This window comes from Aquibacillus rhizosphaerae (genome assembly GCF_030282825.1).
GTDB lineage: Bacteria > Bacillota > Bacilli > Bacillales > Amphibacillaceae > Aquibacillus_C > Aquibacillus_C rhizosphaerae.
The window spans coordinates 50,373-72,644 of the sequence record NZ_JASTZU010000012.1 but is presented as its reverse complement, the minus strand read 5'-3'; the positions used below and the strand labels follow the sequence as shown (position 1 = coordinate 72,644).

Annotated in this window: 20 protein-coding genes and 1 pseudogene; 3 read left to right on the top strand and 18 right to left on the bottom strand. The window is 36.4% G+C overall.

What is annotated here, in order from left to right; all coding sequences use genetic code 11:
• Positions 1 to 8: 8 nt before the first annotated feature.
• The 14 genes from QQS35_RS02105 to hpf form a co-directional block, all read right to left on the bottom strand.
• A complete protein-coding gene (locus QQS35_RS02105) occupies positions 9 to 872 on the bottom strand; it encodes a YitT family protein (protein WP_285930109.1) in 864 nt (287 codons plus the stop codon).
• Between the two features lie 681 nt (positions 873 to 1,553).
• Positions 1,554 to 1,871, bottom strand: a complete 318-nt coding sequence (locus QQS35_RS02100) for a hypothetical protein (RefSeq protein WP_285930108.1) — start codon at positions 1,869 to 1,871, stop codon at positions 1,554 to 1,556.
• A gap of 43 nt (positions 1,872 to 1,914) precedes the next feature.
• Positions 1,915 to 2,262 carry a VOC family protein gene (locus QQS35_RS02095; protein ID WP_285930107.1) on the bottom strand — a complete coding sequence of 116 codons (348 nt, stop codon included), beginning with the start codon at positions 2,260 to 2,262 and terminating at the stop codon, positions 1,915 to 1,917.
• 576 nt (positions 2,263 to 2,838) lie between these two features.
• Positions 2,839 to 3,732 carry a helix-turn-helix transcriptional regulator gene (locus tag QQS35_RS02090; protein ID WP_285930106.1) on the bottom strand — a complete coding sequence of 298 codons (894 nt, stop codon included), beginning with the start codon at positions 3,730 to 3,732 and terminating at the stop codon, positions 2,839 to 2,841.
• 699 nt (positions 3,733 to 4,431) lie between these two features.
• Positions 4,432 to 5,202 (bottom strand): HAD family hydrolase, encoded by a 771-nt coding sequence (locus tag QQS35_RS02085; protein ID WP_285930105.1) that lies wholly within the window; start codon positions 5,200 to 5,202, stop codon positions 4,432 to 4,434.
• A gap of 21 nt (positions 5,203 to 5,223) precedes the next feature.
• A complete protein-coding gene (locus QQS35_RS02080; protein WP_285930104.1) occupies positions 5,224 to 6,669 on the bottom strand; it encodes a CehA/McbA family metallohydrolase in 1,446 nt (481 codons plus the stop codon).
• A gap of 14 nt (positions 6,670 to 6,683) precedes the next feature.
• The gene (locus tag QQS35_RS02075) at positions 6,684 to 8,003 is read right to left on the bottom strand and encodes an ABC transporter substrate-binding protein (protein WP_285930103.1); all 1,320 of its coding nucleotides are present in this window, start codon (positions 8,001 to 8,003) and stop codon (positions 6,684 to 6,686) included.
• Positions 8,004 to 8,033: 30 nt separating this feature from the next.
• Positions 8,034 to 8,879, bottom strand: coding sequence for a carbohydrate ABC transporter permease (locus QQS35_RS02070; protein WP_285930102.1), 846 nt, complete (start codon positions 8,877 to 8,879; stop codon positions 8,034 to 8,036).
• A gap of 21 nt (positions 8,880 to 8,900) precedes the next feature.
• Positions 8,901 to 9,722: a carbohydrate ABC transporter permease gene (locus QQS35_RS02065; RefSeq protein ID WP_285930219.1), complete on the bottom strand. Its 822-nt coding sequence runs from the start codon at positions 9,720 to 9,722 to the stop codon at positions 8,901 to 8,903.
• 525 nt (positions 9,723 to 10,247) lie between these two features.
• A complete protein-coding gene (locus tag QQS35_RS02060) occupies positions 10,248 to 11,015 on the bottom strand; it encodes a DeoR/GlpR family DNA-binding transcription regulator (protein WP_285930101.1) in 768 nt (255 codons plus the stop codon).
• Positions 11,016 to 11,372: 357 nt separating this feature from the next.
• Positions 11,373 to 12,474 (bottom strand): peptide chain release factor 2 gene (gene prfB / locus QQS35_RS02055; protein ID WP_285930100.1). Its coding sequence is split into 2 segments (ribosomal slippage): positions 11,373 to 12,401 and positions 12,403 to 12,474, totalling 1,101 coding nucleotides; the frame shifts between segments, so codons are not numbered across the junction.
• A 76-nt stretch (positions 12,475 to 12,550) separates the two neighbouring features.
• Positions 12,551 to 15,061 (bottom strand): preprotein translocase subunit SecA, encoded by a 2,511-nt coding sequence (gene secA / locus QQS35_RS02050; RefSeq protein WP_285930099.1) that lies wholly within the window; start codon positions 15,059 to 15,061, stop codon positions 12,551 to 12,553.
• A gap of 193 nt (positions 15,062 to 15,254) precedes the next feature.
• Positions 15,255 to 15,482 (bottom strand): hypothetical protein, encoded by a 228-nt coding sequence (locus tag QQS35_RS02045; protein WP_285930098.1) that lies wholly within the window; start codon positions 15,480 to 15,482, stop codon positions 15,255 to 15,257.
• Between the two features lie 272 nt (positions 15,483 to 15,754).
• The gene (gene hpf / locus QQS35_RS02040; RefSeq protein WP_285930097.1) at positions 15,755 to 16,312 is read right to left on the bottom strand and encodes a ribosome hibernation-promoting factor, HPF/YfiA family; all 558 of its coding nucleotides are present in this window, start codon (positions 16,310 to 16,312) and stop codon (positions 15,755 to 15,757) included.
• A 583-nt stretch (positions 16,313 to 16,895) separates the two neighbouring features.
• Here hpf and QQS35_RS02035 point away from each other — a divergent pair.
• Genes QQS35_RS02035 through QQS35_RS02025 form a run of 3 tightly spaced genes read left to right on the top strand, consistent with a single transcriptional unit; the run spans position 16,896 to position 19,582 of the window.
• Positions 16,896 to 17,483, top strand: a complete 588-nt coding sequence (locus tag QQS35_RS02035) for a hypothetical protein (RefSeq protein ID WP_285930096.1) — start codon at positions 16,896 to 16,898, stop codon at positions 17,481 to 17,483.
• A 1-nt stretch (position 17,484) separates the two neighbouring features.
• On the top strand, positions 17,485 to 19,455 hold the full coding sequence (locus QQS35_RS02030) for an SH3 domain-containing protein (RefSeq protein WP_285930095.1): 1,971 nt from the start codon (positions 17,485 to 17,487) through the stop codon (positions 19,453 to 19,455).
• The gene (locus QQS35_RS02025; RefSeq protein WP_285930094.1) at positions 19,430 to 19,582 is read left to right on the top strand and encodes a hypothetical protein; all 153 of its coding nucleotides are present in this window, start codon (positions 19,430 to 19,432) and stop codon (positions 19,580 to 19,582) included. Before QQS35_RS02030 ends, QQS35_RS02025 begins: the two co-directional genes overlap by 26 nt.
• 318 nt (positions 19,583 to 19,900) lie before the next feature.
• Here QQS35_RS02025 and QQS35_RS02020 read toward each other — a convergent pair whose 3' ends face one another.
• The 4 genes and pseudogenes from QQS35_RS02020 to QQS35_RS02010 all read right to left on the bottom strand — a co-directional run bounded on the left by QQS35_RS02020 (position 19,901) and on the right by QQS35_RS02010 (position 22,269).
• Complete coding sequence (locus QQS35_RS02020; protein WP_285930093.1) at positions 19,901 to 20,527, bottom strand: hypothetical protein; 627 nt, start codon at positions 20,525 to 20,527, stop codon at positions 19,901 to 19,903.
• A complete protein-coding gene (locus QQS35_RS02015) occupies positions 20,520 to 20,798 on the bottom strand; it encodes a J domain-containing protein (RefSeq protein WP_285930092.1) in 279 nt (92 codons plus the stop codon). The genes QQS35_RS02020 and QQS35_RS02015 overlap by 8 nt, the downstream gene beginning before the upstream one ends.
• A 314-nt stretch (positions 20,799 to 21,112) precedes the next feature.
• Positions 21,113 to 21,600, bottom strand: a pseudogene (locus QQS35_RS22875) (alpha/beta hydrolase).
• The gene (locus QQS35_RS02010) at positions 21,601 to 22,269 is read right to left on the bottom strand and encodes a hypothetical protein (RefSeq protein WP_285930091.1); all 669 of its coding nucleotides are present in this window, start codon (positions 22,267 to 22,269) and stop codon (positions 21,601 to 21,603) included.
• Positions 22,270 to 22,272: the final 3 nt, after the last annotated feature.

Sequence of the window (22,272 nt, the reverse complement as noted above, 5' to 3'; positions counted from 1 at the left end):
ATTAAAAATTATGAAGTTTTAAATCCTTCACCAAGTACCTCCGTTGCATTCATTGCTACAACAAAAGCGCTTGGATCGACACGTTTTATGGTTTGGGTTACTTTGCTAAATTCATTTTGCGCTACAACACACATAAGAACTTTGCGTTCCTCATCTGTATAGCCACCTGTACCATTTAAAACAGTTACACCACGGTCAATATCTTTCAGTAAAATTTGTCTAACTTCTTCTATTTGGTCGGTTATAATCATTACATTTTTTGATGTGTTAAGTCCGACTTGAACGAAGTCAATCGTGCGGCTCGTTACAAACAGTGCTATTAATGCATATAACCCTTGCTCCACTGAAAATACAAGCGTTGCTGTTAACACGATAAATCCGTCAAATAGCGCAAGACAGATACCTAATGGTAATGGGAAAAATTTATGGAAGATTTGCGCTGCCAAATCAATTCCACCAGTTGATGCCTTACCTCGAAAAACAATCCCAAGACCTAGCCCTGCACCCATTCCACCAAAAATAGCACCGAGTAGCGGATCAGGAGTAGCTGGCGGCCAATCTTTCGTTAAATAAACAAAGAACGGTAACACAATCGTCCCTACAAGTGATTTAACACCGAAATTTTTACCAAGAATAACAACACCTGCAATAAATAAAGGGATATTCAAAGCCCATTGTACAACGGACGGTTCCCATCCAAATAATGATTTCGTAATCGTACTAATACCTACAACGCCACCAGACGCAACTTCATGTGGAAGTAAAAACACATTAAACGCTGTGGCAACTAAAAAAGACCCGACTAGAACCAACGAATATTCAATCATATTAATAAGAAACGACGGCATCGGTTCCCGTCTATATTTTGTCATCATGTTATACACCTCTATGTCATTAGTTCTGTAATCAACCTAAAGGAGTATAACATCCCCAAAGCCCCATCACAACTGTATTTAGCACTGTATAGTAGTGGAGTGTTAAAATGTTCAACTGCGTCGAATGGGCATTTATCTGGGGTGGAGGTAGATATATCTGGGTTGAGTGGGCATATAGGGAGGCCGAAAGTAGATATACCTAGATGCAGCGGGCATATCATGTGGCACTACGGGAATTTGTAGTTAATAAAAGGGCAAATTTATTGGATGAGTGGGTATTTCTTAGGTTGGCTGAGATGCCTGTGTTGAGTGGGCATATACCCGGTCAGAATGTTGATATACTTGGATGCTGCGGGCATATCCAGTGGCGATAAGGGCATTTGTAGTTAATGGAAGGGCATATTTTTGTGGTCAGTGGGCATTTCCTGTTTTGGCTGAGACGCCTGTGTTGAGCGGGCATATACGATGGCCGAAAGTAGATATACCTAGATGCAGCGGGCATATCCAGTGACACTACGGGCATTTTTTGGGGTTGAGTGGGCATATCATGTGACGCTACAGGCATTTCTTGTTAATGGAAGGGCATTGCCACTTAATTCTAAGTAATTCCCTTCTTAAAGTAACTCAAAATTCAACATAATTACATTCCAGAAGTTCAACATTTAATGAAACAATATTTTATAACTGGCTTTCTAACAGTTCATTACAGAGATACACACAAAGACCTTGTGCCTTATATCTAATCAACATTTCATTTAAATCAATGAGTAACCCATTATCATGTAGTATTTTCTCAAATTGCCAAAATGTTAAATTGGGATCAATCTCTGCTTTTTTGTCAGGAAAAGATGTTTGAAATGCTTTGTTAATTTCATCTAATTTATTGTTAAGTCCTTTAGCAGTAGATGTAAACGTCAAAACTGTTTCAATAAAATCAATGTCAGTATTAGATAACCCTTCACTTCTTAACCATTCACTAACAGTTTCATTGGACATATCAACTCCCCTTTTACCAATTAAATATCTTTTAATTCTCAATTTATTTGCAAACCATTATTAGATTTCCATCTAGATCTTTAAAGTTGAACCAATGTCCATTCTCGATTTCAGTTGTTATATGAACATTCTTTCCTATTAAATACTCATATGATTTATTGATATCTTCGGTTTGCAATTGAAAAGCTGGGACGTTGTATATATTTTCGGGAGCATATATTTTACTATCAAGTACAATATTTGGTCCATCTAACGGGAGAACATAGATATGCCCAAAGTAAATTTCTCCGTCTGTTGGCAAATCTAAAATATCGCAATACCAATCACGTGCAACTTCAACATTACTAACTGGAATAAAAACTCCGCCAATTTTATTTGAAAACATGTTCATCTCCCCCATAAGATTTAAGTTTAATTGAATTTTTAGAAATTATATGCTTAATTTTATCATAAGTAGAGCGATTTTATTTGCTGAAAGTGATGAAATAGCCATATGAATTAAAACAGTGATTAGCACTCACTTATCATACTAGTAAGCTTCCAATACTTGGTATCTAATACATGACATAAGCTAGTAAAAAAGAATGAGTTGAAGATCGGTCACTCCACTATTTGTCTTCATCACTGTAGGTGAGAATTACATCATCGATGGCTGTCCATTAGCCATAAAGCAATTTATTTTATAGTGGGGACCCTCGTGCCTAGTTTTAGGCTACTAGGTAATATTGAAGTTGCTTCATTATCTGGCACTTTAAATAGAAAATACACGTATCACATATTCTTGATACGCGCCCATTCACTATGAATATCACTACTTTTGTTTTAAAGCTTTATCATCCTTATCGTCACCAAATAAAAATCCGAGACCGATAAGAAAGGTAAGTGAATTAACAACAAATAATGAAATTGATAACACTCTCTTCATGGCTAGTACTCTCCTTCTTAAACCAAATATCTTCTGATCATCTTAATCAATACTTTCGAAATTTAAATTGACAGGCTTATCGGATAGGTCTTCTGAGGTTTTCTGAACGGTAACTGGAATGCTTTCATCCACTATTTCAAAGCTAAGTTCATCCATCCAAATATGACCAGTGCCATTTAATAATATTCCAAATGCAATTACTTCACTTTTCACTGGAACATCCATCACAACGCTATAATAATTCCATTCATTCGTGCCTTTGATTGGTCGATTCATCATATTGTCAAATGCAAGTACTTCTCCGGAAGAATGATCGATACGCATCCACAAACCTGCCGTTCCTTCAACATCTATACTTTTTACAAATCCAGAAAATCGTAATCGCTCTCCTTGATACCGATCTGACTTAATTTGTTGCATCAATGTAGCAAAGCCCCGTGCTTTTTCATCCTTTGAATTCAAATATGCAGAGTAATTACCGCTATGCACTATTCGACTGTCTAAGCCTGTTTCATAATCATATGGTGATTCCCCTGTCATAATCCAACCGCTTGGTATATTGCTATCTTTAACCATAATAGATTCTCCTTTATCAAATATTTTTCTGAGTAATTTCCTATAACGGCCGGGTGCCATGCCATATACCTTTTTAAAAGCTCTTATAAAAGATTCTTCTGATCCAAACTGATAATGCAAAGCGATGTCTATAACTCTATAATCCGTAGCAATTAAATCTCTCGATGCTTGGGAAATCCGACGTTCTCTTATATAATCAACAACTGATTTCCCAATAATTTTCCGAAAAACACGGTGAAAATGAAACCTTGAATAACCAGCGTATCCAGCTAATAAAGGAAGTTGCAATTTATCCGTTAGATGTTGTTCAATAAAATTTAATGTTTCTTGAATAGTTTTTTCGTGCTCTTTATAGACCAACCAGATACCTCCTAACCTTCAATTCAATTATAACTATATAAAGTTAAAGAGACTTGACTTTTTGTGCTAATATTGGCGGCTTTATTTATTTCTCTAAAATATTTATTATATCAAAAAGACTTAGATATCTTATTTACAATTTGTCCCCCCTTTGCTCCCTCAACCTATTGCGGAATACTGCTCTTATTGATTTGAGTCTTATTTGAACAACAAATCTTACACCTTTGATTAGTTTTTAGGTTCGAGCCTACATTTTCGATGTTCTTAGGTAAAACATTGTTAAGGGTGTACATATCGTTTGCTCAAATTACTAACTCGGGGACATTGTAAGTGCTGTAGGGCATATACCGGGGACAAAAGTAGATATACTGAATCCAGCGGACATATGAAGAGGTAGAAAGGGCATTTATAGTAAATGGAAGTTCATATAATAGACCTGAAAGAGCATATCGCTATTTTGATGCAACATCGGTGTTGAGTGGGCATATCGTGTGATCCAACGAGCATATACGCAGGCCGAAAGTTCATATTCTAATGTTGAACGGGCATACCGCACGCCCCAACGGGCATTTATACTCCCTAAAAGTACATATACACGCTCCGAACGGGTATATCCTCCCATCAGTCCCAGCCGCAGCCAGCACAAAGCTATCAAAAAGCAAAAGGGCAATCGATTAAATCGACTGCCCTTTTAGTATACTATGATATTTCTTTATTATATGGCTCTGAATCCCAAATGAATTCGTCATCTTTATTTAAGATATCCGCTACCGAACCTAAAATAATATCGGCTAAAGGTTCTAATTGACTGCGATTACTTGCCCCAGACAGAACACCTACTGCTAACCCTGCTCCTGCGTTTTTAGCTAAGTTTAAGTCTACTTGTGTGTCTCCGATGACTGCAACTTCTTCTGCTTTTAAGTTGTAGTGATTACAAAAAGCTATTAAAACACTTGGATCTGGTTTCTTATATGGAAACTTGTCTGATGTAAAAACAAAGTCAAAGTACTTCTTTATCTTTAAATGTTCGAGGCAAACCTCTGTTGTTAAATAGTCATCCGCAGTTGCAATGCCTATCGCAATTCCTTTTTTGTTAAGCTGTGCCAGCAATCCTTCCAAGTCATCTGAGACAGGACGAATCTCTGTTATATACTTCTTAGTTAAGAGAAGCATTTTACTCGATATCCATTGATTTAAATCATTTAATTCCACATCTTGTGAATGTTTATTTAAAATCAATGCAAATGCTTCTGCAATATCCTTGACGGTTCCGCCTGCCAAAATACCGTTACCATCAAGTTCATCACCGTGTAGTCCAATCGATGCAGATAATTCCTTATACGCGTTGTCATTATCAGGCATCATCTTACTTAATTCTTGCAATAACTCTTTAATGGATTTTGTCCAAACGGAGTGAAAATTCATTAATGTTCCGTCTTTATCAAATAATATAGCTTTTATATTTCTCAATGATTGACAACCTGCCTTCTGTTACAGATTTCCCCAGGTGTTGATAGAAGTCTCTTTTTCTCCTTTAAATACAGGATTTGCAAAGGCTAATAACTCACCATTCTTTTTTCTTACATTAAAACGAATCCAAGCAAATGATTTATCTGTAAAATCAAACGTTTCTTTAATAAATGTATCTGATACAGGCGTTGTTTTTTCAATTTCCCCATTAACAACCCATTCAATGACTAGGTCCGTCTCCGTAGTTTCTATATTCAATAAAAATTCAACCGTATCTGCTTGGAATTGACTACCTAGTTCGACTTTTTCTTCACCTGATACAACCACAATATCGATAGCTGGTCCACGAGATACATACACTTTCCCTTCCGATACTGCTTTCAGTATTGAATCGGCTGATAGGTCTTTTGCATACACATAAGTTGCTGGGTCACCGATTAGAGATGGTGGTCCGCCCTCTTTATAACTATCTTCTGGTAATAGATGCGAGTCTGAACCGCCGATACCAAAAATGCGATGTCCATCATTTAACAACGTGTCCCAAATGACCAATGCTTGCTCGGTCGCTTGTATATTATCCTCAAAAGTTGGGTCATTCCAAATTTCAATCGTTTCTACTTCATTTAAATCGGTTTCTTGGAAAGTCCAATGCCATGGCGCTAGATTCGGATGATTAATCGAACGTAACCCTTTGGCTTCTTTAACTTCCTTTAAAATCCTGTTCATACCAACTTCCGATTCCATTCCACCATCCTCACAGCTTGGGCGCCAATCTAACCATTTGTTTACTCCCAGAGCATTAAAGTGTCCTTGGGATGAAGTGATTTCCACGCCAGGTATGACTAGTACTTGATTATCATCAACCCATTTCGTTGGCACAATATTATGATCCGTAGCAACAAAGAAGTCTAAACCCATCTTCTTAGCTTGTTGAATGTTTGTTTTTGGTGTCATTTTTCCGTCTGTTTGGCTTGTATGTGTATGAAAATCTCCCTTATACCACTGGTAGCCAGACTTTAACACTTTACTACTATCATAGGAAGTTAATTCAAAACCAGAAGTCTCACCAACAGTCGCCCAGTTAACTACATTAATCATTTCATCAGGTACGTTGCTTTGTTCAGGATTATCTTCCATTGTTAAATTAAAAACAGGGGATTTCTTATAGGTCATGCAAAAAATTTCTATTTTCCAATATCCTTTTGGAATGGTACCAGCAACGGATGAAAAAGAAGAGAGAGAAGAACTCTCTCCGATAGTAATCCGTTTATCTTTATCATCTTGTGTATATAAATATTGCCATCTTAATTTTTCATTTGAATCCCAGAGTAATAGGAAAGCCCATGTGTTTTCAGTAAAGGAAAAAGTTAATTCCAATAGATTAGTTGTTTGCTCTATATTAAATGTTTCTATCACATGTTGTGCATCCATAACTCGACTTAGTTTATTTTTATCGGTACGAATCATCTAACCCCTCCAATTTACTCGACTGAATCTAACGCATTCTGTGCTACTTCTTGTGCTTCAGTTAAAGCTTCTTCAGCAGAAACACCTTCGATTTCAACTTTATCAGCAGCAATCGATAACGCATCTAAGATTTTACCACCAGTTGGATCAACAAATGGAGGCGTTGCTGTTTGCGCCTGTTCCAATGGCACAAGGCTTTGTGGGTTCTCTTCTGCATATGCTGCAAATGCAGGAACCTCAGTTGCTGAATTACGAACCGGAATATAACCTGTGCTCATAGACCAATCTGCTGTTTTCTCGGCACTAGTAAAGAAAGAAAGGAATTCGAATCCAGCTTGTTGTTGCGCCTCTGATGCTGTTGCTGGAATGGTTCCTAACAATGCTCCAGCAAATGGAGCTGCTGCATGACTTTCCCAACCTGGTTGTGGCGCTGCTGATAAGATGTCAAAATCTAAATCACCTTGGTCACCACTAGAACCTGTATATCCAAAGGCATTACCTTGCATAACATCATCAATTGTCTTATACCAATATTCCCAACCTTGTCCACCGTGATTAATTGCCATCGATTCATCTTCATGAATTGCTGTACGGAAAAATTCCCACGTATCAATCCATTCTTGTGAAGCAATCAAGACTTCCGTACCATCTTCACTTAGGATTTCTCCACCACGGCTTAATGATGCATCAATCAAGTTATCTGTTCCCCACATCGGCATCCAACCAGCAATGTCTTTTTCATCCTTAATTTTTGCTGCTGCTGCTTCTAGTGATTCCCATGTTTTAAAAACATCTTCTGTTAAACCCATCTCTTCGAATACATCGTTACGGTAATACATAATTTGTGTAGTACCGTATAATGGCAGCGCGTATTGACTTCCATCAACCGTTCCTTGTTGATAAAATGAAGGTACGAAATCGTCGGCATTAAAATCCTCTGTTGAATCTATAAAACTATCCATGGATGCTAAGGCTTCTTTTTCAATTAAATTACGAGTCATGTCATTTTCAAGAAGTACTACTGCCGGAACCTCTTTTGCAGCGATAGCAGCTTGTAGCTTTTGATACGTTTCATCATAGTTACCTTGCGTCACACCAGTAACAATAACATCATCTTGTTTTTCATTAAATTCAGAAATAAAACGCTCAATCGTTTCAGCTAATGTACCACCTTGACCATACCAAAATTCAATTTCTACTGGCCCATCACTTGCGGCATCGTCACCTTGGCTAGCATTTGCTTCACCATCTGAATCAGAACATCCGACTAGTACACCAACTAGAATAAGCATAGAGAAAATTACAGATAACTTCGTTTTTAATAGATTACTCATTTTTATTGCCTCCCATTTTTATAAAGCTGTTTAACCTTTAACCCCTTGATCATTAATACCTGATACAAAAAACTTTTGCGCGAAAATAAATAATATTAATAGTGGAAAAACAACAAAACTACTTGCTGCCATAATTAGTGGCCACTGTAATCCATATCCACCTTCTTGCATAAAAAACTTTTGAATCCCTTGCGTAATCAACATCTTTTCTTCACTTTTTATAATTAGTGAAGGCCATAGATAGTTGTTATACATTTGAACAAAACTAATTAGACCAAATGTTACAAATGAAGGAAGTGTTAGTGGAAGGAAAATCTTCCATAATATTCTCCAATGAGTTGCACCATCCACTCTAGCTGCTTCAACCATTTCTTTTGGAACTTGCATAAATGCTTGTCTAAGAAGAAATATCCCAAACACACTAACCGCATTCGATACAATAATCCCACTATATGTATCTAGCAATCCAAAATCTGCTAATAGAACGTAACTTGGTACGTAAGTGGCAGCAACAGGTAGCATGTAAGATCCTAGAATAATCGTAAATAGTGCGTCTCTACCCTTAAACTTGAATTGTGTAAATGCATACGAAATCATTGCCGCAGTGACTAATTGCAAAACAACAATGACCGTGGCTGTAAATACACTGTTAAATATGTATAAACCAAATGGCGCCATCTCCCATGCTTCGAGAAAGTTAGACCACTGCGGATTTTCTGGCCACCACGTTGGTGGGAACTGCCAAATTTCTTCCTTTGTTTTTAATGCACTACTCACCATCCATAAAAATGGAAAAAACATGAGAAAGCTGAGAAAGGTTAGTAAAAGATATTTTCCAGACAAGACGGTATTAGACCAAACTGTTCTCGTATTCATTTATTTTCTCCTTTCTTTATGTTATTGATAATGAACCCATTTCTTAGACGACTTAAATTGAACGAGTGATAAGATAGCCGTGATAATAATCAATATCGTAGCTAGTGCTGTCGCTTTGCCCATGTTAAATTCCTCAAATGCAGATTGATAGTACATGTATAGTAATGTTCTTGTACTTCCTGCTGGTCCACCTTGGGTCATTACTTGAATCTGGTCATACGCTTGCAACGACTCAACCATCGTGATGATCGTTAAAAAAAGTGTGGTTGGTGATACAAGTGGCACCGTTACTTTTAAAAACTTTTGAAAACTTGAAGCACCATCAATCGAAGCCGCTTCATATAAAACAGTAGGTACTCTTTTTAGTGCATTTAGATAAAAAATCATTGCCCATCCGAGCCCTTTCCAAACCGTTACAATAATTATTGCCGGCATCGCCCACTGAGAACTACTCGTCCATTCTAATCCTGGTAACCCGAACAGAGACAAAACCCAATTCGCTATCCCTGTCTCTGGTTCATATATCCATGACCAGACAATAGCTACCGCAACGGTTGGTGTCACCCATGGTGAGAAAAGAACAGTCCTGAAAATTCCGATACCACGTTGGTTTTTCACAACCAGTAGTGCGAGAAGTAACCCTCCAATAATTGTTGGGATTACAGTGCCGAGTGTGAAATACACCGTATTCCAAAGCACTTCATAAAATACTGGATTTTTGATCAAATTAAGATAGTTTTCAAAAAATACGAAAGTATAACCTGGACTGATGTAATCCCAATCTGTCATGCTAATATAAAACGAATTTATCATTGGATATATCCAAAATGTTGCGAGTGGCACTAAAGCTGGTAATGCGAAAAACCAAGGTGTAAAAGCTTTTAATGCGCTTAACTTACTCTTTCTTTTCGTCTTTGCTTGTGTTTCTACTTTTGACGTTTCTGCGACTGTTTCCAATCTTTCGGCCTCCTTTATCCCTCTCCGATATATTCATTATCAATCATAGTTGTAAAGATAGTATAAAGAGAGTTTTAAGAATGTGTAAAAAAATGGACTTTTGTTGAATTTAAGTGTGAATCTTGATGTTATTATGTTGGAAAACCCAATTTTTTCCTACTTACTTTGTGGTTAAATGTTGTGGGTTATCTCCTATATAAATAATAACGGATAACTAAATTCTTTCCAAACCGCTTATTCATCCGCATTTCCTCTTAATCTATCTTATAAAGAAGTTTGAGGTATATATCATCTATTTAATAGCTAATTCGTATGATTTACTCAAAATAAAGAGCTTTTCACACAAAATAAACCCACAATACCACTTAATAATCCAAATAAACACAAAAAAGAAGCATTGTTAAATGCTCCTTAGTTAATTAATGTTATACCTTCTGATATGAATTTTTGCTTCGTACTATCCGGGAGTTGCGAATCGGTTATAATCCCAGTCACTTCATTAATGGAACATACCTTTAATAATGAAACAGCATCGAACTTACTACTGTCTGCTAACACAAAGCACTTCTTACATGACTTAAGCATTTTTTTCTTCACATGCCATTCATGAACACCGTAGTCTGTAATACCTGATTGCAAGGAAACTCCACTTGCACTTAAGAACAATGTATCAATGTGAAACTGTGAAATGAAATCCTCTGTCATTTCACCTATGACACACAATTCCTCATTACGCAGGATACCACCTGCTAGAATGATAGTAAAGTGAGGCATTTCAGACAGCTCATAAGCTATGGGTAATGAATTAGTAAGTACGGTTAATTGTTTGAAATGCTTCTTAAGCTCTCTAGCAAATTCCGTATTCGTAGTACTAACATCCATAGCAATTGATTGTCCTTCTTGCACATATTCGATTGCCTTTAAGGCAACTTCTTTTTTCTCTTCTACATGTAAAAACTCTCTTGTTATAAACGATTTTTCTTCTTTATTCTCATCCTGTCTTTCAATGACAGCACCACCATGAACTCGCTTTAATTGCTTTTTTGATTCAAGGAGTTCTAAATCACGTCTAACTGTCTCATCAGACACACCAAATTCATCCATTAAATTAGCTACTTTCACCGATTTCTCTTTCACTAACTTTTCTAATATTATTTTGTGCCTTTTCTCCGCCAACATAGGTACACGTCCTTTATGTTCAAACTAACTAGGTAACCCACATAAACCCACAAACTTAGTATATCACTATATTGTTAAATTGGTAATAATAATTTGTTAACATTTTGTGATGATATCATTTACTATTTCCTCTAAACATAGGGTACATATATAAAACCTGAAAGGGCATATACTAGGACCGAAAGTAGATATACCAAATCGCAACAGTCATATCGCATGCCACAACGAGCATTTCCAATCAATGAAAGTAGATAAAACAACCTTGAACGGGCATATAATCCCACTCCACCTCACTAGGCCCAAAGCTCCATCAAAAAAGATGAGACTCTCCAACATTCAGAAAGTCTCATCTTAAGATTAATTCATCTGCGAACGCAGGTATGCGTCGATGAATGGGTCTAGGTCTCCGTCCATGACGCCGTTTGTATTTCCTACCTCTTGATTGGTACGGTGGTCTTTCACCATCGAGTACGGGTGGAATACATAGGAGCGGATTTGGCTGCCCCAGCCGATTTCTTTTTGTTCACCGCGAATGTCGTTTAGCTCTGCTTGTTGTTTTTCAATTTCTAATTGGTATAGCTTTGCTTTTAACATTTTCATTGCTTGATCACGGTTTTTAATTTGTGAACGCTCCGACTGACACGTCACAATTGTATTGGTTGGTACGTGTGTAATACGAACAGCTGAGTCCGTTGTGTTAATGTGCTGACCACCTGCACCACTTGCACGATATGTATCAACCTTAAGATCCTCTGTTCTAATGTCTAATTCAATATCATCATCTAATTCAGGCATTACTTCGCATGAAACAAATGATGTATGTCTGCGTCCTGAAGAATCAAATGGAGATATTCTTACTAAACGGTGTACACCTTTTTCAGCTTTCAAGTAGCCATAAGCATTGTGACCTTTGATCAATAATGTCACACTTTTAACTCCTGCTTCATCCCCAGGTAAGTAGTCCATTGTTTCGACCTTAAAGTTTTTAGCATCCGCCCAGCGTGTGTACATACGTAATAACATGCTTGCCCAGTCTTGTGACTCTGTGCCACCAGCACCAGGGTGTAATTCTAATATCGCATTATTTTTATCATACGGCTCACTTAAAAGCATAAATAACTCAAACTGGTTCAGTGCACTCGTCAGTTCGTTCACTTCTGTTTCCAGTTCTTCGCGGAGTTCTTCATCATTTTCTTCTCTTACTAATTCATAGGAAACCTCTAAGTTTTCCAAGCTTTCCCCATGCTTATCAAACGTTTGGACTAAATCTTTTAATCCATTAACCTCAGAAATCACCTTTTGTGCTTCCTGTTGGTTGTCCCAAAAAGATGGATCACTCATTTCTTCTTCTAGTTCTGCAATGCGAGCTCTCTTTTCATCTAAGTCAAAGAGACCCCCTAAAGTCAGCTAAACGTCCAGCTATATTTTCTAATTCTTGTCTAATTTCTCCTAATTCCATGCTTTCACCTCATTAAAATTTTGCTAACTACTTTAAAAATGGAAGACACCTCCAGCTTGGAAGTGTCTTCACTCACTTAACGTCCGTGGCAATTTTTATACTTTTTACCGCTCCCACATGGACATGGATCGTTACGTCCAACATCATCCGATTTCACATATGGTCGTTTTACTTTTTGTTTCTTATCTTCTCCACCAGATACGGCTTTGGCATCTTTCACTACTTCTTCACGTTGAAGATTTTCGCGAACTTGTGCTTTCATTACGTATCTAGAAACTTCCTCATTGATCGATTCAATCATTTGCTCGAACATTGCGAAGCCTTCCATCTGGTATTCGCGTAATGGATCATTTTGTCCATAAGCACGTAGGTGAATACCTTGACGTAATTGGTCCATTTGATCGATGTGATCCATCCACTTCGTATCCACAGTTCGAAGTAATATAACCTTTTCAAACTCTCTCATCTGTTCTGGAGTTAAGTCGATCTCTTTTTGATCATATTTAAGCTTGATTTTCTCCATAATCACGTCAATGATTTCATTTTGCTCTTTGCCTTTAAGATCATTTCCAGAAATATCATCTTGTTCCAATAGATTTGCATATAAATAATCTAGAATAGACTGAATTTCCCACTTATCTTCATCGTCATCCATCGTATGGGTTTTAACAATCTGTTCCACCGTTGTTTGTAACATTTTTTCAATAATCTCACGTAAGCTTTCCGAATCAATAACCTCAAAACGCTGCTTATAAATAATTTCACGTTGTTGACGCAGAACATCATCATAAGACAAGACTGTTTTACGAGCATCAAAGTTATTACCTTCCACACGTTTCTGAGCCGATTCAACAGCACGTGATACCATTTTACTTTCAATCGGTTGAGTGTCGTCCATTCCCAGTCGTTCCATCATTGCTTTCATGTTGTCAGAGCCAAAACGACGCATCAGTTCATCTTCCATTGATAGATAGAACTGTGTCACACCTGGGTCACCTTGACGACCAGCACGACCTCTTAACTGGTTATCAATACGACGTGATTCGTGACGTTCTGTACCAACGACAGCTAAACCACCAAGATCAATGACACCATCACCAAGTTTAATGTCTGTACCACGACCAGCCATGTTTGTTGCAATCGTAACTGCTCCTCTTTGACCAGCGTTTTCAATGATTTCAGCTTCACGATAGTGGTTCTTTGCGTTCAATACGTTATGCTTCACGCCAGCTTTATCCAACCATTTTGAAATAAGCTCAGATGTTTCAACGGCAACCGTACCAACAAGAACAGGTTGGCCATTATCATTACGTTGCTTAATTTCTTCAACAACCGCTCTGAACTTACCTTCCATTGATTTATAAATTAAATCAGCCTTGTCATCACGGACAATTTCGCGATTCGTAGGAATGGCAATAACATCCATATTGTAAATGTTTCTAAATTCTTCTTCCTCTGTCTTCGCTGTACCAGTCATACCAGCTAGTTTATCGTACATACGGAAAAAGTTCTGGAATGTAATCGATGCGAGCGTCATACTTTCGTTTTGAATTTGCAAGCCTTCTTTTGCTTCAATCGCTTGGTGTAGGCCATCACTATAACGACGACCTTTCATTAGACGACCAGTAAATTGGTCAACAATAACAACTTGATCTTCTTCTACTACATAGTCGGTATCACGATGCATCGATACATGTGCTTTTAACGCTTGATTAATGTGGTGTGTTAATGTCACATTATCTAAATCAAACAGGTTTTCAATTCCAAAAGCACGCTCTGCTTTGTTCATACCTTCTTCGGTAAGTTGTACACCTTTTGTTTTTTCATCGAATGTATAGTCATCTTCGTTTTTCAATGTACGTACAAAAGAATTGGCTTGTTGATACATACTTGCTGATTTTCTAGCCGAACCAGATATAATCAATGGTGTTCTTGCTTCATCAATTAAGATCGAGTCAACCTCATCAATAATCGCAAAGTGTAATGGACGTTGTACCATTTGTTCTTTGTATAACACCATGTTGTCACGCAAGTAATCAAAACCAAACTCATTGTTTGTACCGTACGTAATATCTTTTAAATAGGCTTCTCTTTTTTCCTCTTTTGTCATACTGTTGCCATTCATCCCAACAGTTAGTCCAAGATATTCAAAAAGTTGACCCATATCACGCGCATCACGGTCTGCTAAATATTCGTTCACTGTGATAATATGGACACCTTTATCAGTTAAAGCATTTAAATACGCAGGCATTGTTGAAGCAAGGGTTTTACCTTCCCCTGTTTTCATTTCAGAAATATTACCTTCATGTAAAGCAACAGCACCTTGTAGTTGTACCGGAAAAGGACGCATACCTAAAACACGTTTTGCACCTTCACGAACTACTGCATAAGCTTCCACCATTAAGTCATCAAGTGTTTCCCCATCTTGATAACGTTTTTTAAATTCTTCTGTTTTACTTCTTAATGCCTCATCTGATAACTGCTCAAATTTAGGCTCCAGCGCTTCAATTTCTTCTACTACTTCTTGTAGACGATTGAGTTGGCGTTGGTTGCCATCCCCAAATACTTTTTTTAGTAATCCACGCATGTTAAACGCTCCTCTGTTCTATTTAAAAATATTAAAAATTTTAAACTAAAATCTAATCTCTATTATACTTAATTACGTACTTTTGTATTTATATTTCCAAGGTTAATAATAACACTAGCACCTAGCAATGACAAGAAAACCTAACAGCGATAGTATTCTTTAAAATAAATAAGCAGCTCAGGGGATGAGCTGCTTATTTCTGGGGCGTATTCATAGAGACTAGAGGTGCTTGCTTAGCAGGATTAACATGGAGGGAGCGATAAGAGGATTGTGCTAATTGCTCTAAGCTAATCTGCTTTCGATTTAATTCATTTATCTTTCTATTGTTCACAGCAATGATTGCTACTAATTGCGAGATTGTTTGTTCATGCTGATCAAGTTTTCGATAAATAGAATCATAATCTATCTCATCATTGGTCATAAGAATACGCCTCCTTTTTTTAAACCCGTTATCCATTTATAACACGTCTAAAAATAACTAGCGAATCAACAAAATGATTGAATTAAATACAAAGCTTGAATGGAAAAATCATTTTAATAGGACAAGCTATGCTTTTGTAGATTGTCATCGTTTGAAAAATGCTTAAATAATACTATTTAGAACTTGGTAGAGAAAGTTTTTTTAACAGTAAAGTCCCAGCCAAAACGTAAAAGGTGACCCCACATTGTGGAATCACCTTATCTTTTCATATATTAGCTTGGTTCAATTAAACCATAGCGTCCGTCTCTACGACGATAAACAACATTTGTGTTACCAGAAATAGCGTTTGTGAATACATAGAATGCGTGTCCTAACATATCCATTTGTAAAATCGCTTCTTCAGAGTCCATTGGTTTTAAATCAAACCGTTTTGTTCTAACAATATCAAAGCCTTCATCATCTTCCTCAGCTTCTTCAACGGCTAAAGCTTCTCTTTCCATTTCCGCAAATACGTGCTTTGGTGCACCACTTTGACGTGCTTTTCGATTTACTTTTGTTTTATATTTTCTAATTTGACGTTCAAGTTTATCAACTACAAGATCGATAGCAGCGTATAAGTCATTATGACGTTCTTCTGCACGAAGTAATAAATTTACCATTGGGATTGTTACTTCAATTTGTTGCTCATCGTTGTAGACACTTATATTAACATTTACATCGGATGTTGGTGGAGTATCAAAATATCTTTCTAACTTACTCACTTTTTTCTCGATGTATTCCTTAATAGAACCTGTTACCTCAACATTTTCACCACGGATGTTATACTTCATAAAAAGTGTCCTCCTTTTTTGTACTATCAAAGTTTTTGAAAAGTAATTCTAATGATAGTATAAGCTAACTAAGCATTCAGCTTACTAAAGACTTGGTTTACCAAGTACTTTTATGCTTATGTACTTATATTCTATGATACCCTGTCTAATTCCTTCTTAAACGAATAAATTTTTAACATTTGTCAATGGATTTGACACAAAGTTGTTAGAAGTTTTACATAATTTACATTTGATTAAAATGTTTGGCTCTAAATTAGTACATTTACTTTATCATGGTGTATTGGCAACTATAAAAATGTAATCAAGAATAGACCTGATTCGAATTCAAATAACACAGATTACAGCCCATGAATGTACTACCTTCTTTAAATGTTATTCGCCTCGATCTTTCCCATCTATTATCAATCAATTAACAACAAGATTCGCTTACCTCAACACTATTATATAAGCCTTTAGTAGAGTCGCCAAATTCATTAAACCTATTTCCTTATCATTCACTTAAATTCGATACTTTTTCGACAAAAAAATATGATATAATTGGCACATGTCTTTATAACTATTTTATATCGAGTAGGTGATGATATTGAATTATGGTTCTGATTTTATGAATGCTTTATTCGAAGAAGACACGCCCTTTGCACCAATGTCTGAGACGTATTATGTGAAAGAAAACCTTTTTCAAGGGAGTTCTGTTGTTGATATCAATGGTAATACTATAATGGAAACAATGCCTCATGCTGGTGGCGGAGAAACAGCTCATTTTGGATATGGAGAAACAGCCCATGTTAGAGACAATGTAGAAGGTGGAATAACTGTAGACTTTCAAGGGATTGAAAACGATATTACAAGTAGGCCTTCTATTTTTGGACAAGAAAATTATTACCAAAACGGGGAACATATTGGTACGATGCAGCCTAACTTTACTGGAGATGGCGTTGATTTTGTTGCTCCAAGCGGAGGCACTATATTCAGCTCCTCTAACAACAGTGTAATCGGAGATAGCCAAATGACGATTGATTCTTCCTTCGTAAATAGTGGGAATTATGGGACTGATTTTGATTTACAAAACCATTTTAGCGAAATTGAAACTGTTGCATCACAATTTTCAAGTGCAGATTTAGGTACAGCAATGGACGGAACCGATGCACTTGATGTATTGGAGTTCCTCTAATATGGGAGTATCAAAACTAGAAAGCTATTTTAAAGAACCTGCAAAAGAATATGACTTAATCGTGAATGACTTGAAGAAGCATATGTCTCAACCGTGTTCGGAAGAAGTGGTTGCCTATGTCGATCATATTACTAATAATGCCATGGACCGTGTCTGGGACCAACTGCGCTATAGATATGAGGCTCTAAGTGAACTGGAAGATACATTTCCAGATAAACCGACAAGAGAAGATCAACAACGTTATACACGTAAGTTTTTTGAATATACCGATCCTGGAAAAGTATCAAAGGATTTACAAACAGCACTAAGCTTCGATGAACTTGAAGCAGATTACATACAGTTTATTACATCGATGTCCGAAGGTGAATATGGAGAGATATTTTTACGCTACCGGTATCCTTCTCCTTTTTTCAATGGAATCCGACAAGGCATATTACTTCAAATTAATAAACTGACAAACGCCTTAAAACAATATACCGATAAAATAGGGCAACATGCTCTCATTATGGATCAGGTTAAGAGTGATAAGCAGGGTAAGTCCATTATCAAAGGGGCTGCTTCCGTATTCGGTATGATGGTTGGAATACCTTTTGCAGGAGCTGGTGTTGGTGCTCTTATTGGTGATGATAGTGAAACGAAAATCAGCCAATCAATGGGCAAGGTGATTAATGGCTGGAATTATTATATAGATTCCTTTAATTCCTTTTTGCAAGACCTTGAAGTCCATTATAGATTAGCTATTATGGCTTTATATGGTGGGACGATTATGCGTGTGAATGATCAGTTTGCCACACAACGATTAACTTTCAGTGGTCTTGCTTTACTAACACCTAGCTATCAACTTACGATTACAGAGCAGGAAAAAACGGAATTTGTTGACTGGATCAAAAAAACAACGCATGGTATTCGCAATTTACTACAATACAAGCAATGGCAAGAAGCTATCAAAGTGTCACAGCAACTGTTTCAATATGTGAAAAATAACCCAATTAGTGCAAGACTCGAAATTGAAGATGGGAAATCTGCCATCTATTTATCCCATCTGTATTATTACATAAGCTATCAGGAAGCATTATTGGAAGAATACAAAAATGGACATATCGATAATTTTTATACCACAACAAAACAATTATTTGAAGAATTATATCTTTACATACTTGATAGTGATGTAAAGCAACAAGGATTTCATTCCATGAGTGAACTTACCATTCGATTTATGAAGGAAGCCTTGCGAAGGAAAAAGGTAAAAGATGGTCTTATGTTTTTTCATTATTTTATCCGTGTTGATGAACGCGTACAGACCTATGGTTTATATATTGGGGAAAGACCGGAATCTCGAGCGGCTTTTTTTGAAGAACACAAATCGATTGTTTTGATTGGCTCTTTACTTGAAGATGTGTTCAATCTGACAATTGAAACAGATGATGAAGATGATGAGGATGAAGATATCTCATTAAACCGTAAACAACTAAAAGCACTAATTAACATAGACAATAGTTTAGCTCAGCAAGACGAATTATCTGCTTACCTAAAAAAATCCTATTGGAAACGTACTTTATGGCCATGGAACAAAAACTCTTTCCAATGGATAGGTAATCACAAAAAGAAACTTATTGCAGGAATTATTAGTGCTGGATTGATCACAGGAGGTTATATTGTCGGCCCTGACCTCTATCAGTATGGGAAAGAGCAGGTACAGGATTGGAGCTGGTTAAACGGTTCTCAGGAAACTGGAACAACAGAAACCACTGATGCACCAGTTACAAATTATCAAATTACTACAGAATATGCGAATGTAAGAACGGAAGCATCATTAGATAGTGACATTCTCTCTGTTGTTGGTGCTAGGGATGTATTAGTTTACCAGGATAATGAACTGGTAGATGATGAAGGTCGGGTTTGGTTACAGATTGAGAATGAGCAAGGCGATATCGGGTGGATTAGTAGTGAGATTGTTAAGGTTATGGAATGATGGATTGGGTCTTATTAATTTAGTAGTATATACGATTGTTATTTTACTATTAGTTGTTAGTATTGTAGCTTATAGCGTACGTCAAGAGAGGCAGCCAGTTGGCTGCCTTTTTAGTTGGAATCTTTAAGGAAAAATAATAGAAGCCTTATTTTAATTTTATCAACAAGGGCTTCTATTCACAATTCACTATTCCGTAAGTTGAGTTGATGGAAGTGAAATCGACATCTGTTATCATTAAAAATTGCACTAGGGTTTTTCGCTTGTTAGAATATCATGAATCTATTGAATAGTATCGTTGTACTGTTCAGCATTTGCTTTGTTTAGTTAGGTATTCTTTTTAGACATAAGCATTAATAAGAGTATTTATTTGTGAGGGTAAAAAATATAAGGCTACTCCTATATGAGAAAGATTTTAGATTAAGAAAATGACGTACGTAAACATGGTTTATTGAGCTTCATATTCGGGATTCCTATCATTAAAAGTCGTTAAGAATTCTGTTTCAATTTCATATTGATCCAAGAGGCTCTTCGTATCTATTTTCTTTATTATTCCTTTTTCTTCAGCTCTACTAAATACAATTTCTGTAATACTTTGGGCAACTACAATATCTAATTCACGAGGACGAAAAAAGAAAAAACGACTACGAGACTTATTATAGGACCTTTCGCCAATTAAATAGTTAATGAATTGTTCCTTAGATATTAGTAAATTATTTTCATTATATTGACGCTGAAGGTGTTGATGTTTCCTAATAAAATTGCTAAACATCTCATTTTGATATGATTCTGTATTTACCATTGATAAAAACGTTTTTTGTTTTTGTTCTCTTTGATATATACTAATCCAAAATACCACTGTTAACATTATAGAATAGAACCATAATATATTAAAATAGGTACTATAGTCTTCAATAAGACTTCCCAATATTGGATGTTCACTTATCTGACTAGGGAATAACCAAATAATACTAAATACAGTAGATACTGCTGTAAGTGAAAACTTAGGTAAATTATGACTTGACTTGTAGTTAGAATAAAATGTTTCAATATTTTTTTCTAACTTATCATTCATGTCTTACCTTTTGGTTGGTAATAGATAGACTATTTGCCAAAGTCACAATATCTAAGGTTTTTATAATTGATAATTCATTTTTTGGTATGTCATCAATCTCTTCAACAGCTTCACTTAACTTAGTAAATAATAATTTCTCCTCATTATTTTTAAAATTTCCACTATTATTATCTGGATGGAGTTCCTTCATTTTTTTTATTAATCCTTTTCTGATTTCGCAATGGTCACCGTTAAGGTTTAATTCCTCTTTTAAACTTTGTAAATTAGACATTTCTCCCCCTATATTTTCACTATTCTATATAATGTACGAGAAAAATGATAGTTATTTTCGGCAAAACAATCCCATTTATGTACTTTTACGTGCTTTTCTCAAAACGACACCTAAAATTGAAGATTCTTACTGCGCAGTAATTGTCTACTACGCAATACAAGAGTACTCCACAATCTGGACCTTTAATTGAATACCATTCTAGAGAGTTTTAGTATCAACAAGAGCAAAAAAGAAAAATCTTGTTTAATTAATACAGGATTTTGATCAAACTTTATTACAAATTATCAATCTTTTTTATAAATGATCAGACTTTATTATAAATTATCGAACTTTTTTTCAAAGCCACAATTTCCCCCGTCGATTTGATAGAAAACCACGGACTTTGACAGTAAGTTCCGTGTATCTTTAATATCGTGAAGTGTTGTAAGGTCGTCATGTTCAGCATAAATAGAAAGTTTTGGGAGTTGAGTGTTTGAAAAGTCGGTATCTTCTGTCGGGTAAGCCCCTAACAAAATAAGGCCGCTAGCTTCTTGTGGTAATTGTAGACATAGTTTGCTGCTGAAACACCTCCCAACGCCCCCCCTATAAACCAATGAGAAATAGATGAATAATTGTCAATAATCTCATTTGCCTTATTCGTGTCAAGGATAGGGAAATTAAAGAGCATTTGTGGAATTCCCACGAGATAGCCCTGTTCAGAAAGCTGATGTCCGATATAACTATAGGCTTCTGGCTCCACCTTCGCTTCTGAATATAGATGATCCCCGTTTTCGAATCCCTTTCTGGCTTGAAAATAAGCCAATTATCCTGTTTTTCTGGTCCCCCTTTTATTTTGAAAGTAGGCTGTACAAAGCAAGGAGCTGATTAACGCTACTTCGAAAAAGTTTATAACTGCTCCACTTTCTATCGGTAACCCCACAGCGCTTCCGATAATCATTAAGAGGGAACCCACGAAAAACCACGGCCATTTTTGTTTCCGCCAGATGATAATAGAAGCAATAAACAATACGAGTGATACACCTAATACCATGATGGGAGGTCCGTTCGATATTTCGTTTGAACTATAACTTAGTACACCGTATTCAACACTTGCCACTAAATTAAGTCCGAATACTTCAGTGAAAAGTTCTATCAGCACCAATGATACGGTTAATAAAAAGGCAGATATACGCCCTAAAGATTGCTTAGCCCATAAGACTTCTCCTTGTTCAAGTGTTTTCCAAGCATATAGAACGAGCATGGGAGTGAATAATGCATGTATCCAAAAGCGAGCAAGGTTTAATCCTTCTAATAAAGTTCCTGCTCCTATGTATCGCCCAATAGCAATAATTCCGTTGTCATAGATAAGCCCAACCATTACAGGTAAAAGTAACAATATACTCTGTATGTGGTAGGTTCTAAATAGTAATAGTCCTAAAACAAATAGAACGATATAGGCAACTGTAAAAAAGCTGAAAAGGAATGTATCCAATTA

What these genes read in the sequence shown, in the direction of transcription:
- QQS35_RS02095 (WP_285930107.1), bottom strand. Translation starts at nt 2,262, where the DNA reads ATGAACATGTTTTCAAATAAAATTGGCGGAGTTTTTATTCCAGTTAGT.
- QQS35_RS02060 (WP_285930101.1), bottom strand. Translation starts at nt 11,015, where the DNA reads ATGTTGGCGGAGAAAAGGCACAAAATAATATTAGAAAAGTTAGTGAAA.
- QQS35_RS02015 (WP_285930092.1), bottom strand. Translation starts at nt 20,798, where the DNA reads ATGTCTAATTTACAAAGTTTAAAAGAGGAATTAAACCTTAACGGTGAC.
- secA (WP_285930099.1), bottom strand. Translation starts at nt 15,061, where the DNA reads ATGCGTGGATTACTAAAAAAAGTATTTGGGGATGGCAACCAACGCCAA.
- QQS35_RS02020 (WP_285930093.1), bottom strand. Translation starts at nt 20,527, where the DNA reads ATGAATGATAAGTTAGAAAAAAATATTGAAACATTTTATTCTAACTAC.
- hpf (WP_285930097.1), bottom strand. Translation starts at nt 16,312, where the DNA reads ATGAAGTATAACATCCGTGGTGAAAATGTTGAGGTAACAGGTTCTATT.
- QQS35_RS02030 (WP_285930095.1), top strand. Translation starts at nt 17,485, where the DNA reads ATGGGAGTATCAAAACTAGAAAGCTATTTTAAAGAACCTGCAAAAGAA.
- QQS35_RS02075 (WP_285930103.1), bottom strand. Translation starts at nt 8,003, where the DNA reads ATGAGTAATCTATTAAAAACGAAGTTATCTGTAATTTTCTCTATGCTT.
- QQS35_RS02045 (WP_285930098.1), bottom strand. Translation starts at nt 15,482, where the DNA reads ATGACCAATGATGAGATAGATTATGATTCTATTTATCGAAAACTTGAT.
- QQS35_RS02080 (WP_285930104.1), bottom strand. Translation starts at nt 6,669, where the DNA reads ATGATTCGTACCGATAAAAATAAACTAAGTCGAGTTATGGATGCACAA.
- QQS35_RS02100 (WP_285930108.1), bottom strand. Translation starts at nt 1,871, where the DNA reads ATGTCCAATGAAACTGTTAGTGAATGGTTAAGAAGTGAAGGGTTATCT.
- QQS35_RS02070 (WP_285930102.1), bottom strand. Translation starts at nt 8,879, where the DNA reads ATGAATACGAGAACAGTTTGGTCTAATACCGTCTTGTCTGGAAAATAT.
- QQS35_RS02105 (WP_285930109.1), bottom strand. Translation starts at nt 872, where the DNA reads ATGACAAAATATAGACGGGAACCGATGCCGTCGTTTCTTATTAATATG.